The organism is Stenotrophomonas chelatiphaga (assembly GCF_001431535.1).
Lineage (GTDB): Bacteria > Pseudomonadota > Gammaproteobacteria > Xanthomonadales > Xanthomonadaceae > Stenotrophomonas > Stenotrophomonas chelatiphaga.
The window spans coordinates 1-12,836 of sequence record NZ_LDJK01000059.1 but is presented as its reverse complement, the minus strand read 5'-3'; the positions used below and the strand labels follow the sequence as shown (position 1 = coordinate 12,836).

Genomic DNA, 12,836 nt, shown 5'->3' with positions numbered 1-12,836 from the left:
CGACAGGTGTAGTCAACCCCCCGAAGGTCATGTACCGACGAACGGCAAGGGGTCAGCGTCCTTTCCACGTAGCGGGAACGACGCTGACCCCGGAGGTGTAGCGGTATCCGGTGCTTGCGCTCAGCCGCGCGGGCCGCCCATCACCGGCAGGATCGCGCCGCTGATGTAGCTGGAACAGCTGGGCGCGGCCAGGAACACGTAGGCCGGCGACAGCTCTTCCGGCTGCGCGGCGCGGCCCATGTCACTGTCCTGGCCGAACTCGCCGACGTCCGGCGCGGCCTTGTCGGCCGGATTCAACGGCGTCCACACCGGGCCCGGCGCCACGCAGTTGACCCGGATGCCGCGCGGCAGCAGCTGGCTGGCCAGGGCCTTGGTGAAGGCATGGATGGCACCCTTGGTGGCCGAGTAGTCGATCAGTGACTTGCTGCCGAACAGGCCGGTTTCCGATCCCGAATTGACGATGCTGGCGCCCTCGCCAAGGTACGGCAGCACGGCGCGGGCCATCTGGATGTAACCGCCGATGTTGGTCTGCAGGGTCTCCTGCAGATGGGCGTCATCGAGGTCTTCCAGGCGATGGCAATGCAGCTGGAAGGCCGCATTGTTGACCAGGATGTCGATGCCGCCGAAGGCCTTGGCCACCTGCTTCACCGCGCGATTGCAGAACCTCGGATCACGCACGTCACCGGCGATCACGATGCAGCGTCCCCCTTCTCGCTCCACGTGCTGGCGGGTGACATCGGCATCTTCGTGTTCGTCCAGGTGCAGTACCGCCACGTCCGCGCCTTCGCGGGCATACAGCACGGCGACCGCGCGACCGATGCCGGAATCGCCGCCGGTGACGATCGCACGCAGGCCCTTCAGCTTGCCGCTGCCTGCGTAATGCGGGGCCAGGAAACGGGGCGCCAGGTCCAGCGCGTGCTCGTGGCCGGGCTTGGCGATGGACTGCGCGGGCATCTTTTCAGGCTGCTTGCGGGTGCCTGCCTGGGTCACCTTTTTCTTCGCGGCCTTCTTGCTGGCGCGCGCGTCTTTGGCCTTTTCCTGGTCCTGCAGGCGACGCTGTCGCGCGGCCACCCGCGCACCCCGTTCGTCGGTGGCGGCGGTCTTGCGGGTGGCGGTCTTGACCACGCGCTTGCGTGCGGTGCCTTCTGCATCGGCCGGCGCGGCAGCGGCGGCGCGGGTGCCCTTGCGGACCTTCGGGGTGGCTTTCTGGCGGGCGGGGACTTTCTTTGCCGGGGCGGTCTTGGCGGTAGCCATGAGATCTCCTCTTGAAGCGGATTGTCCAGGACAGCACGGTGTGTCCAGGGCGTGCAACCAGTCTCCACATCGCGCGTTGCCGTGGCAGTGAATGCAACGTGCCCGGCATGTGCACGCGTTCATCCCGACACCACGCCGCACCCGTCAGGCTGGAGGCCTCGAACCCAGTGGAGCTGCATCGATGATCCGTTACCTCAGCGTGGCCGCGATGGCCGTTTCCCTGGCCGCCTGCAGCAGCACGCCGGTGGCCCAGGTGCAGCCGATCGACGGCGTGATTTCCGGCCAGTGCCACCTGGACAAGGTGCAGGGCGCGGTCGGCCTGGCGGCGGCGGCGGCGACCGTGGAGCGTGCCCGCGTGGACAGCGACAGCCTGCAGGTGCAGGTACTGCGCGGCACCCGCGAGCGCAGTGGCCCCACCGCCAGCGGCAGCGCCGATCCGGCCGCCGGTGCCGCGCATGAAGGCGGCGAGCGGCTGACGATCGAAACCGGCCGCACCAACAACATCACCGCTATTTACTGCGGCTGACCTTGGTGCTGCGGCTGACCTTGGCCGTCACCCGGCGTGCCCTGCGCAGGTAGCGCAGGGTCGCCTGTTCCCACTGCCGCTGGCCACGCAGGCCGGCCAGCGCGACCAGCTCCCCCCGCTCCCAGCCGCCGAACACGCTGGGATCGATATAGGCCTTGCGGCAGACCGCCGGCGTGTTGCCCAGCAGGTCGGCCACCTTGCACACCACCTCGCGCTGCGCGGCGGCCAGTGCGGTCTTGCTGGCCGGCTCGGGCAGCTCGGTGGCGGCGAACGCGCGCAGTGCTTCCACGGTGCCGCCCCAGGTGCGGAAGTCCTTGGCGGTGAACTCCTCGCCCATCACCTCGCGCAGGTAGTCGTTGACCTCGCCGGAATCGACCGGCTGCAGCGTGCCGTCGTCGTCGCGGTACTGGAACAGCGCCTGCCCGGGGAGCTGCTGGATGCGACGCACCTGCTTGGCCAGCTGCTTGTCGCCGATCTCCACCTCATGCTGCTGCCCGGACTTGCCGCGGAAGCGCATCTGCACCCGCCCGCCGGCCACCAGCGCAAGGTGCCGGTTGCGCAGCGTGGTCAGGCCGAAGGATTTGTTTTCGCGCGCATAGGTTTCATTGCCGACCCGCACCAGGGTGTCGGCAAGCAGCGCCACCACGATCGCCAGGACTTTTTCGCGCGGGAAGCCGGTGCGCTTCAGGTCGTTGCGCAGATGGCGGCGCAGCGTGGGCAGCGCCTCGCCGAAGGCGATGATGCGGTCGAACTTGCCCTCCCCGCGCACCCGCGCCCAGTCGGGGTGGTAGCGGTACTGCTTGCGGCCCCGCGCATCACGGCCGGTCGCCTGCAGGTGGCCGTTGGGCCAGTGGCAGATCCAGACATCGGTGTACGCCGGCGGCACGGCCAGGGAGCGGATGCGGGCGAGCACGTCGGCATCGCGAACGGCCTGTCCGGCCGGATCGCGGTAGGCGAATCCCTTGCCCGCACGGCGTCGCTGATAGCCCGGTTGGCTGTCGTCCACGTAACGCAGTCCGGCAGCGCGGGCGGCGGCTTTTTCAGGGGTTGCGGCGGTTTGGCTCATGCCTGCAGTGTGGCCGTCGCGCCGAGCAGGCCGCGTCAATAACGCAACACGAACACGTGGACGGCCTACAGCCGTTATGCTCACGCTTTCGTCATCCAGAACGTTTCCGGAGTCCGCATGTCGTTCCCGCAGTTGCCGCGCCTGGCGCGCCCCTTCCTGCTCCTGCTCCCCGCCACCCTGTTCCTGGCCGCCTGCTCGGCGCCGCCGATGGACGAACAGGATGCCGTCACCGCGCAGGCCCAGCAGGCCGCTGAAAATGCCACTGCCCCCGCCGACGAAGCCGGCAAGGCGACCGAAGCCCCGCCGATCGGCAACTGCGATGCCACCCAGGTGCAGAGCCTGGTCGGCCAGCCCTTCACCGGTGCACTCGGCAGCCAGGCCCAGCAGGACGCCAGTGCGAAATCGCTGCGCGTGCTGCGCCCCGGCGACATGACCACGATGGAATTCGTGGGCGAGCGCCTGAATGTGGAAGTGGACGAGAAGGACGTGGTCAGCGGCCTTCGCTGCGGTTGATTTCCCCAGCGCTGGCAAGCACTTGCCAGCGCCTTGGTTGCGCGTGCAACCGTGTGTTGCGGCATTGCACCATCTATGGTCTAGTCGAAGCATCCGGTGGCATCCCGCGCGCTCCAGGCAGCGCGCCCTGTCTCCTGGAATGAGCGCGAAAGCGCTTGGCGAGCGCCAGGGGAGGCACGCCACCGCACGGGGCATCCGCCCTGCCGGGGGAACGGTCGCATCGACCAACGCCAGGACGCTGCTTCGCTGTCCCTGCCGTCCCGGCACGGCACCCTCATTCCGGTGGTCACGGCGCGTCCTGTGGGCAGGCGCAGGAGTCCCCGCTCACCTGACCAAGAGGCAAAGATGGCCCCCCGCAACCGCCAAGGGCTTTACGACCCACGACACGAGCGCGATGCCTGTGGTTTCGGCATGGTCGCCCAGCTGGATGACCAGCCGTCCCGGCTGCTCGTGGATACCGCCATCGCCGCGCTTTCGCGGATGACCCACCGCGGTGGCGTCGCCGCCGACGGCGTGACCGGCGACGGCTGCGGCCTGCTGCTGCGTCGCCCGCAGGTGTTCCTCAAAGCCGTCGCCGCCGAAGCGGGCATCAGCGTCGGCGCGCGCTTCGCTGCCGGCGTGGTGTTCCTGCCGCACGATGAAACCGCCGCCGCGCAGTGCCGCGCCGCGCTGGAAGCCGAGCTGACCAAGGCCGGCACGCAGCCGCGCGGCTGGCGCGTGGTGCCGACTGATCCCAGCGTCTGCGGCCAGCTGGCACGCGACACGCTGCCGCGCATCGAACAGGTCTTCGTCGATGCCGGCCAGGCCCAGGACAATGCCGCCTTCACCCTGGCCCTGTTCCTGGCCCGTCGCCGCAGCGAACAGTCGCTGCGCGACCACGCCGACTACTACGTCACCACGCTCAGCCCGAACGCGATCAGCTACAAGGGCATGGTGCTGCCGGACAAGCTGTCGCGCTTCTTCCTGGACCTGCAGCGCAGCGACCTGGCTTCCAGCGCGATCGTGTTCCACCAGCGTTTCTCCACCAATACGCTGCCGCGCTGGCCGCTGGCGCATCCGTTCCGCATGCTCGCCCACAACGGTGAAATCAACACCATCGAAGGCAACCGTCGCTGGGCGCAGGCGCGCAGCAAGGTGTGGAAGACCCCGCGCTTCGACATCGGTGAATTCGATCCGGTGATCTCCATGCACGGTTCGGATTCGCAGAGCCTGGACAACATGCTGGAACTGATGGTCAGCGCCGGCATGGAGCTGATCCAGGCGCTGCGCATCCTGGTCCCGCCGGCCACCCAGTCGCTGGAATTCAAGGATCCCGACCTCGCCGCGTTCTACGAATTCCACGGGCTCAACAGTGAGCCGTGGGACGGCCCGGCCGGCATCGTCGCCTGCGACGACCGCTATGCGGTATGCACGCTGGACCGCAATGGCCTGCGCCCGGCACGCTGGATGCTCACCTCCGACCGCCACTTCCTGGTCGCCTCCGAAGCCGGCGTCTGGGAAGTGCCGACCGAACGCGTGGTGCGCAAGGGCAAGCTGGGGCCGGGCGAGATGATCGCCATCGACCTCAAGCGCGGCGACCTGCTCGATTCGGAGGCGGTGGACCGGATCAACCGCGGCCGCGCGCCGTACAAGCAGTGGCTGCAGCAGGGCGTGACCTACCTGCAGACCGAACTGATCGATCCTTCGCTGGTGGAAGAACCGTTCGACGCCCGCACCCTGCGCAGCTACCACAAGCTGTACCAGCTCAGCACCGAGGAAGTGGAGCAGGTACTGCGCCCGCTGGCGGAAACCGAACAGGAAGCCACCGGTTCAATGGGCGATGACACGCCGATGGCGGTGCTGAGCCAGCGCAGCCGCCCGCTGTACGACTACTTCCGCCAGGCGTTCGCGCAGGTCACCAACCCGCCGATCGATCCGCTGCGCGAAGACTGCGCGATGTCGCTGTCCACCCAGCTCGGCAAGGAGACCAACATCTTCCATGCCGGCGCCGAGACGGTTAACCACGTCATCCTCAACTCGCCGGTGCTGAGCCAGCGCAAGCTGCGCCAGCTGCTGAAGATGGAGCAGTACGCCGACGCCAACCGGCTGATCGACCTGTCCTACAGCGAAGAAGAAGGCCTGCGCGCCGGCATCGAGCGCATCTGTGCCGAGGCCGAACAGGCCGCGCGCGATGGCATCGTCATGCTGCTGCTGTCCGACCGCTATCCGGTCACCGACCGGCCGATGGTGCATGCCCTGCTGGCCACCAGCGCGGTGCACCACCACCTGTGCAACACCGGACTGCGCTGCGAGGTGAACCTGATCCTGGAAACCGGCACCGCGCGCGATCCGCACCACATGGCCTGCCTGCTCGGCTTCGGTGCCACCGCGGTGTATCCGTACCTGGCCTACCAGACCCTGTTCGACCTCGGCCGCCGCGGCATCCTCAAGCTCAGCAAGGGCGGCGAGCAGTCGCAGATCGGTCGCCGTTACCGCAAGGGCGTGTACAAGGGCCTGTCCAAGATCATCTCCAAGATGGGCATCTGCACGGTGGCCAGCTACCGCGGTGCGCAGCTGTTCGAGATCGTCGGGCTGGAGCCGGACGTGGTCGAGCTGTGCTTCCCGGAGACGCCGTCGCGGGTCGGCGGCGTCAGCTTCGCGCGGCTGGATGCCGAAGCCCGCGAACTGACCGTGCAGGCCTGGGACGACCAGGTGCAGCCGGACGTCGGCGGCCTGCTGAAGTATGTCCACGGCGGCGAATACCACATGTACAACCCGGACGTGGTCATGACCCTGCAGCGCGCCTCGCGCTCGGGCGATCCGACCCACTGGCAGGCGTACTGCGATGCCGTGCATGCACGTCCGCCGTCGGCGCTGCGCGACCTGCTGCAGCTGGTACCCGCCGCCACGCCCACCCCGCTGGACGAGGTGGCACCGGCCAGCGACCTGTTCCCGCGCTTCGATACCGCGGCGATCAGCCTGGGCGCGTTGTCGCCGGAAGCGCATGAAGCGCTGGCCATCGCCATGAACCGGCTGGGTGGCCGCAGCAACTCCGGCGAAGGCGGCGAAGACCCCGCCCGCTATGGCACCGAAAAGCGTTCCAAGATCAAGCAGGTCGCGTCCGGTCGCTTCGGTGTCACCGCCGAGTACCTGGTCAACGCCGAAGTGCTGCAGATCAAGGTCGCCCAGGGCGCCAAGCCCGGCGAAGGCGGCCAGCTGCCCGGCCACAAGGTCAATGAACTGATTGCCCGCCTGCGTTATGCCAAGCCGGGCATCGGCCTGATCTCGCCGCCGCCGCACCATGACATCTATTCCATCGAAGACCTGGCCCAGCTGATCTACGACCTCAAGCAGGTCAACCCGACCGCGCTGGTGTCGGTGAAGCTGGTCAGCCATGCCGGCGTGGGCACGATCGCCGCTGGCGTGGTGAAAGCCGGCGCCGACCTGATCACCATCTCCGGCCACGACGGCGGCACCGGCGCTTCGCCGGTCAGCTCGATCCGCTACGCCGGCGTGCCGTGGGAACTGGGCGTGGCCGAAGCGCACCAGGCACTGGTCGGCAACGACCTGCGCGCGCGCACCATCCTGCAGACCGATGGCGGCCTGAAGACCGGCCTGGACGTGGTCAAGGCGGCCATCCTCGGCGCGGACAGCTTCGGTTTCGGCACCGGTCCGATGATCGTGCTGGGCTGCAAGTACCTGCGCATCTGCCACCTCAACAACTGCGCCACCGGCGTGGCCACCCAGGACGAGCGCCTGCGCGAGAACTATTTCACCGGCCAGCCCGAACGCGTGGAGAACTTCTTCAAGCTGTTGGCCGAAGAAGTGCGCGGCTGGCTGTCCTACCTGGGCGTGCGTTCGCTGCAGGACATCATCGGCCGCACCGAACTGCTGCGGCAGATCGATACCGCGCCGCGCGAAGGCGTGCGCGTGGACCTGTCGCGGCTGCTCGCCGATGCCAGCTACGAAGGCAGCCACTGCGCCGCCCAGCGCCTGTACGAATCGCCGGACAGCCTGGCCACCCAGATGGACGGCCTGCTGGCCGATGCCATCGCCAACAAGCGGGGCGGCGACCATCGCTTCCTGATCCACAACACCGACCGCAGCATCGGCACCCGCCTGTCGGGCACCATCGCCCGCGCGCACGGCAACCAGGGCATGGCCGAATCGCCGCTGGAGCTGCGCTTCCGCGGCACCGCCGGGCAGAGCTTCGGTGCCTTCAACGTCGGTGGCCTGCACCTGGAAGTGGAAGGCGAAGCCAACGACTACGTGGGCAAGGGCATGGCCGGCGGCCGGCTGGTGGTGCGGCCGCCACGCGGCGCGCGCTTCGAGGCCCGCAGCACCGCGATCATCGGCAACACCTGCCTGTACGGCGCCACCGGTGGCGAGCTGTTCGCCGCCGGCCGGGCCGGCGAGCGCTTCGCGGTGCGCAACTCCGGCGCGCTGGCGGTGATCGAAGGCGCCGGTGACCACTGCTGCGAATACATGACCGACGGCGTGGTGCTGGTGCTCGGCAAGGTCGGCCTGAACTTCGGCGCCGGCTTCACCGGCGGGCTGGCCTACGTGCTGGACGTGGACCGTGATTTCGTCGACCGCTACAACCATGAGCTGATCGACATCCATCGCGTATCCGCCGAAGGCTTCGAGAACTACCGCCAGCACCTGCATCGGCTGATCGGCCGCCATCGCGAGCTGACCGGCAGCATCTGGGCCCAGCAGATCATGGACGAGTTCCGCGATTACATCGGCAAGTTCTGGCTGGTGAAGCCCAAGGCCGCCAGCATCGAATCGCTGACCGAAACCCTGCGCCGCGCCGCATGACCCCGCCCCTTTCATCGGTAGCGCCGGCCACTGGCCGGCAGCACCTCCAAGCCGAGAGGCAGAGCCCGCCATGAGTCGCAAGCACGCTTTCCAGTTCCTCGACCTGCCCCGGACGATGCCGCAGCGCATCCCGGTGGAACTGCGCACCTCCGGCGACTGGGGCGAGCTGTACGGCAAGTTCGGCAAGGAGGACGCGCAGTACCAGGCCGGCCGCTGCCTGGACTGCGGCAACCCGTACTGCAGCTGGAAGTGCCCGGTGCACAATGCGATCCCGCAGTGGCTGCAGCTGGTGCAGGAAAACCGCATCGAGGAAGCCGCCACGCTGTGCCACAGCACCAACCCGCTGCCGGAAGTGTGTGGCCGGGTGTGCCCGCAGGACCGCCTGTGCGAAGGCAGCTGCACGCTGGAGGAATTCGGCGCGGTGACCATCGGCGCGGTGGAGAAATACATCGTCGATACCGCGCTCGCCCGCGGCTGGCGACCGGACCTGAGCACGGTGGAGCCCACCGGCCGCACCGTGGCGGTGGTGGGTGCGGGCCCGGCCGGACTGGCCTGCGCCGACCGCCTGGCGCGTGCCGGCATCACCGCGGTGGTATATGACCGCTACGAACAGATCGGCGGGCTGCTGCAGTTCGGCATCCCCAGCTTCAAGCTGGACAAGGACGTGATCCGCAAGCGCCGCGAGGTGCTGGAAGGCATGGGCGTGCAGTTCCGCCTGGGCGTGGAGATCGGCCGCGATGTCACCGTGGACGACCTGCTGCAGCGCCACGATGCGGTGTTCCTCGGCACCGGTGCCTACCGCTATACCGACGGCGGGCTGGATGGGCAGGACCTGAAAGGCGTGCTGCCTGCGCTGCCGTTCCTGGTGCAGAACGCCCGCATCGTCAGCGGCGACAACCCGCAGGGCAGGCCGATCGCCGGCTGGGAAGACCAGATCAGCCTGCCCGACCTTACCGGCAAGCGCGTGGTGGTGCTGGGCGGCGGCGATACCGGCATGGACTGCGTGCGCAGCGCCATCCGCCTGGGTGCGGCGCGCGTCACCTGTGCCTACCGCCGCGACGAAGCCAACATGCCCGGCTCCGCGCGCGAAGTCGCCAACGCCCGCGAAGAGGGCGTTCGCTTCCTGTTCAACCGCCAGCCGCTGTCCATCGAAGCCGGTGCCGATGACGAGGCGATCGGCGTGACCGTGGTGGAAACCCGGCTGGGCGAACCCGACGCCAATGGCCGCCAGGCGGCGGTGCCGATCGAAGGCAGCGAATCGCTGCTGGAAGCGGACGTGGTGATCATCGCCTTCGGCTTCTCGCCGAGCGCGCCGGAATGGCTGTCCGCGCACGGCGTGGAATCCACCGGCAACGGTCGCCTGCAGGTCGGTGGCAAGGACCGCCTGCCGTTCCAGACCGCACACCCGCGGCTGTTTGCCGGCGGCGATGCGGTGCGCGGTGCGGACCTGGTGGTGACCGCCGTGGCCGAAGGCCGCGATGCCGCGGCGAGCATCGTGCGCCTGCTGCTGGCATGACCCTGCGCATGCCCCTGCGCTAGCCTTCCAGCTGGCGCAGGTGCGCGATGCAGCGCTGCAGTCGGCTGCGCAACTGGTCGCGCTCGGCGCGGGAGGGCGGCGCCTGCGCCTCGTTCAGCGCGCGCAGGCGGGCGGCCAGCGCGACCAGCCCCAGGCTGCCCACGCCGCCGGCCATGCGATGCAACCGCTGCGAGGCCACGCGCGGGTCCGCTTGCCGCCATGCCTCCTCCAGGACCACCGCGTCCTCTTCCAGGCTCGCGCGCAGCGTATGCACCAGCTGGCGGGCGGCGTCTTCGTTGCCGAACCGCGCCGCCAGCGACGCCAGGGTCGGTGCATCGGTGGGATCCACCGCCGGGCAGGCCCCTGCCGCTGCGGCTCCCCCGGTGAGCAGCCCAGGGGCGACCCTGGCGATGGCCTCGTGCAGCGTGCGCCGACTGATCGGCTTGGCAAGCACGTGGTCCAGCGCCATCCCGCGCATGCCGTCGGTGTCGGCGGTCATGCCGATGATGGGACCGGGCGGGCGGCCGCGTTCCTGTTCTTCGCGGCGGATCCGCTGCACCAGTTCGGCACCGGTGAGGCCGGGCATCTGCTCATCGGTGAACAGCAGTCGTGGCGGGTCGCGCCGCCATGATGCCAGCGCCTGCACGCCATCGCTGGCCACTTCTACGTCCAGCCCCATGCCACGCAGCCACCACTGCATCAGCAGCTGCTGGGTCGGATGGTCTTCGGCGACCAGCACGCGGGGCGATGACCCGCTGCAGGACGTCGCTTCCTGAGCAGCGGCCGCTACGCTGCCAGGGTTCACCCGCGCATCGGCGCTTCCCCCCGGCGCGTGCGGCAGGTCCAGTTCGATTTCAACCACCGTGCCCTGCCCGGGTGCGCTGCGCAGGACCAGGCTGCCGCCCATCGCAGTGACCAGCTGGCGGCAGATGCCCAGTCCCAACCCGGACCCGCCATGCTGGCGCGTGGTGGATCGCTCAGCCTGGGCAAACCGCTCGAATACCGCCTCCTGCCGCTCCAACGCGATGCCGACCCCGGTATCGGACACGACCAGCCGCACCCGCTGCGCGTGATCGGTATCTTCGACCTGCTGCAGGGACAGCGAGACGCCGCCGTGGCGGGTGAACTTGATCGCGTTGCCGACCAGGTTGAACAGCACCTGCCGCAGGCGGGTGGCATCGGCCAGCAGCTGCGCGGCCACGCGGGGTTCCACGCGCTGGTGCAGGTACAGGCCCTTGGACTGCGCGACCGGCCGCAGCAGGGTCTCCACGCCGTGCACCAGCATCCGCAGGTCGACCGGCCCGGCCTGCAGGTCCATGCCATCGGCACGTCCGGCGGACAGGGCGGCGACGTCGTCCAGGATGCGCGCCAGCATCGACGCGGCATCCTCCAGGGTGTCCATCACCACGCGCTGCTGCGCGTCCAGCGGCGCCGCGCGCAGCAGCGCCAGCCGCCCCAGCAGGGCCTGCATGGGCGCGCCGATCCCGGTTCCCAGGCGGGTGACCATCTGCTCGCGCTCGGCCGCGTCCGCTGCCGCCTGGGCGTGTGCGTGGAGGATCGCCTGTGCACGCGTGTCGGCGTCGGAAACATCCATCCAGTAACCGGTCCAGCGCTGCTCCCTGGATGCGTCCACGCTGGGCCATGCCTGCATGGCGATGTGCCGTGGGCCGCGTACGCCATCGGCGCCGAAGCGCAGCGCCACCGGACAGACGCGACGCACCGCGCGCAGCAGCACCGACAGCACGCGCTTGTGGTCGCCGGCATGGATCGCGGACAGGATGCGCGACGGGTCATCCTGCAGTTCGCGCGGTGATGCGCTGAACAGTTGTGGGGTGTCCCCGGCCAGCAGTTCGATCTGGATGCGCCCATCGCGCGCGCGCCGCGCCTGGAACACGACCACCGGCAGGTTGCCGGATACCTCGTCGAACAGCCGCTGCACGTCGCGGCGGTGGCGGACTTCGTTGCGCAGCCGCCAGTAGCCGTTCGCCTGCACGAGGGCGATGCCGGCCAGTGCCAGCAGCAGGCCGGCAACCACGAGAGGGCCCCGCATCGGCCCGGGCAGCGTGAGCGACCCCAGTACAAGGCAGGCGGTGACAAAACACGGCGCCACGAAGATGTCCTTTCCGCAATCCATCGGCCACCGACGCTAGCAGGCTCACCGCCGGGCACCATCAGGATTGCTGCATAAGCGACGACGCCTGGCGTGATCCAGCGCATACACTTCGGCAGTGCCCCCCTGGAGAACCCCTGTATGCGACTCGGACTGGCTGCCAACCGGCTGCACCACCATGATGGCGAAGCCGCGCTGTTCCGCTTCCTGCGCGCCAGTGAGGCGGGGCTGCGTGACCTGCAGTGTTCGCTGCATGCGGTCGGCCGCACCTTCGATGCCATCCAGCAGTACGGTCCGCTGCGGGGGGATCCGCTGGTCCAGCAGTATCCGTATGGCCGCGACGGCGGGCTGATGAAGCTGGTGGCCGAGGTGGTCGGCATGGGCGCCGAGCGCAGCCTGGACGGCGCCATCTACCTGATCGACCCGGTTGATCCGTCGTCGATTTTCCCGGAAGCCATCGCGCTCAAGCGCCAGTGCGTGATCCATGCCAAACCCTTCATTTCCACCGTGGCCAGTGCGCGCGACTGGGTGGAGGTGGAACGGCTGCACGCCGGTTTCGCCGCCGATGCTGCGGCGGACGACCTGCACCGGTTCGAAGGGCAGACCCTGGCGCTGATCGCGCACGATGCGATGAAGCCGGCGATGCTGGCGTTTGCCGATGAGCACTTCGCCGTGCTGTCGCGGTTTGCTTCGCGGATCGGCACCGGGACCACCGGGCAGCGCTTGAACGAGCTCGCCTGGAGCCGTGGCTGGCCGACCGATACGCCGTGGGTGACGCGCTACCAGAGTGGGCCGATGGGCGGTGATGCGCAGATTGCCGACCAGGTGCTGGAGGGCCGCTGCCAGCGTGCGGTGTTCTTCGAAGATCCCCATGTGGCGCGGCAGCATGAGGCCGACATCCAGCTGCTGGAGCGCGCGGTTACCACGGTGACCGATCTGGCGGTGTGCATCACCTCGCCAAGGGTGGCGGCGCGGTGGGCGTCTGCGGCGGCACTGCGTGGTAAAGCCGGCTAGGTTCGAGGCGCCGGATTGTTACGGGAGGCGCGCCGGG

8 protein-coding genes are annotated in these 12,836 nt (G+C 69.0%); 5 read left to right on the top strand and 3 right to left on the bottom strand.

Annotated elements, in window-relative coordinates; translation table 11 throughout:
• Window positions 1-120: 120 nt before the first annotated feature.
• Window positions 121-1,254, bottom strand: coding sequence for an SDR family oxidoreductase (locus tag ABB28_RS12625; protein WP_057508950.1), 1,134 nt, complete (start codon window positions 1,252-1,254; stop codon window positions 121-123).
• Window positions 1,255-1,435: 181 nt separating this feature from the next.
• Between ABB28_RS12625 and ABB28_RS12620 the strand changes: the two genes are divergently transcribed.
• The gene (locus ABB28_RS12620) at window positions 1,436-1,780 is read left to right on the top strand and encodes a putative periplasmic lipoprotein (protein WP_057508949.1); all 345 of its coding nucleotides are present in this window, start codon (window positions 1,436-1,438) and stop codon (window positions 1,778-1,780) included.
• Here ABB28_RS12620 and ABB28_RS12615 read toward each other — a convergent pair.
• Window positions 1,764-2,846, bottom strand: coding sequence for a DNA topoisomerase IB (locus ABB28_RS12615; RefSeq protein WP_057508948.1), 1,083 nt, complete (start codon window positions 2,844-2,846; stop codon window positions 1,764-1,766). The two genes, ABB28_RS12620 and ABB28_RS12615, sit on opposite strands and share 17 nt — an antisense overlap.
• 117 nt (window positions 2,847-2,963) lie before the next feature.
• On the opposite strand from ABB28_RS12615, the gene ABB28_RS12610 reads away from it, so the two are divergent.
• From ABB28_RS12610 to ABB28_RS12600, 3 genes are all read left to right on the top strand, one after another.
• Window positions 2,964-3,359, top strand: coding sequence for an I78 family peptidase inhibitor (locus ABB28_RS12610; protein ID WP_057508947.1), 396 nt, complete (start codon window positions 2,964-2,966; stop codon window positions 3,357-3,359).
• Window positions 3,360-3,704: 345 nt separating this feature from the next.
• Window positions 3,705-8,159: a glutamate synthase large subunit gene (gltB, locus tag ABB28_RS12605; RefSeq protein ID WP_057508946.1), complete on the top strand. Its 4,455-nt coding sequence runs from the start codon at window positions 3,705-3,707 to the stop codon at window positions 8,157-8,159.
• A gap of 70 nt (window positions 8,160-8,229) precedes the next feature.
• On the top strand, window positions 8,230-9,675 hold the full coding sequence (locus tag ABB28_RS12600; protein ID WP_057508945.1) for an FAD-dependent oxidoreductase: 1,446 nt from the start codon (window positions 8,230-8,232) through the stop codon (window positions 9,673-9,675).
• A 19-nt stretch (window positions 9,676-9,694) separates the two neighbouring features.
• On the opposite strand, the gene ABB28_RS12595 is transcribed toward ABB28_RS12600, so the two are convergent.
• Entirely contained in the window at window positions 9,695-11,725 is a 2,031-nt protein-coding gene (locus tag ABB28_RS12595; RefSeq protein ID WP_152983473.1) for an ATP-binding protein, read from the bottom strand.
• A gap of 201 nt (window positions 11,726-11,926) precedes the next feature.
• Between ABB28_RS12595 and ABB28_RS12590 the strand changes: the two genes are divergently transcribed.
• Window positions 11,927-12,799: a methylglyoxal synthase gene (locus tag ABB28_RS12590; protein ID WP_057508943.1), complete on the top strand. Its 873-nt coding sequence runs from the start codon at window positions 11,927-11,929 to the stop codon at window positions 12,797-12,799.
• Window positions 12,800-12,836: the final 37 nt, after the last annotated feature.

Bases quoted from the DNA above. Each gene is read 5' to 3' on its own strand.
- ABB28_RS12625 (WP_057508950.1), bottom strand. From the start codon at position 1,254: ATGGCTACCGCCAAGACCGCCCCGGCAAAGAAAGTCCCCGCCCGCCAG.
- ABB28_RS12620 (WP_057508949.1), top strand. From the start codon at position 1,436: ATGATCCGTTACCTCAGCGTGGCCGCGATGGCCGTTTCCCTGGCCGCC.
- ABB28_RS12615 (WP_057508948.1), bottom strand. From the start codon at position 2,846: ATGAGCCAAACCGCCGCAACCCCTGAAAAAGCCGCCGCCCGCGCTGCC.
- ABB28_RS12610 (WP_057508947.1), top strand. From the start codon at position 2,964: ATGTCGTTCCCGCAGTTGCCGCGCCTGGCGCGCCCCTTCCTGCTCCTG.
- gltB (WP_057508946.1), top strand. From the start codon at position 3,705: ATGGCCCCCCGCAACCGCCAAGGGCTTTACGACCCACGACACGAGCGC.
- ABB28_RS12600 (WP_057508945.1), top strand. From the start codon at position 8,230: ATGAGTCGCAAGCACGCTTTCCAGTTCCTCGACCTGCCCCGGACGATG.
- ABB28_RS12595 (WP_152983473.1), bottom strand. From the start codon at position 11,725: ATGCGGGGCCCTCTCGTGGTTGCCGGCCTGCTGCTGGCACTGGCCGGC.
- ABB28_RS12590 (WP_057508943.1), top strand. From the start codon at position 11,927: ATGCGACTCGGACTGGCTGCCAACCGGCTGCACCACCATGATGGCGAA.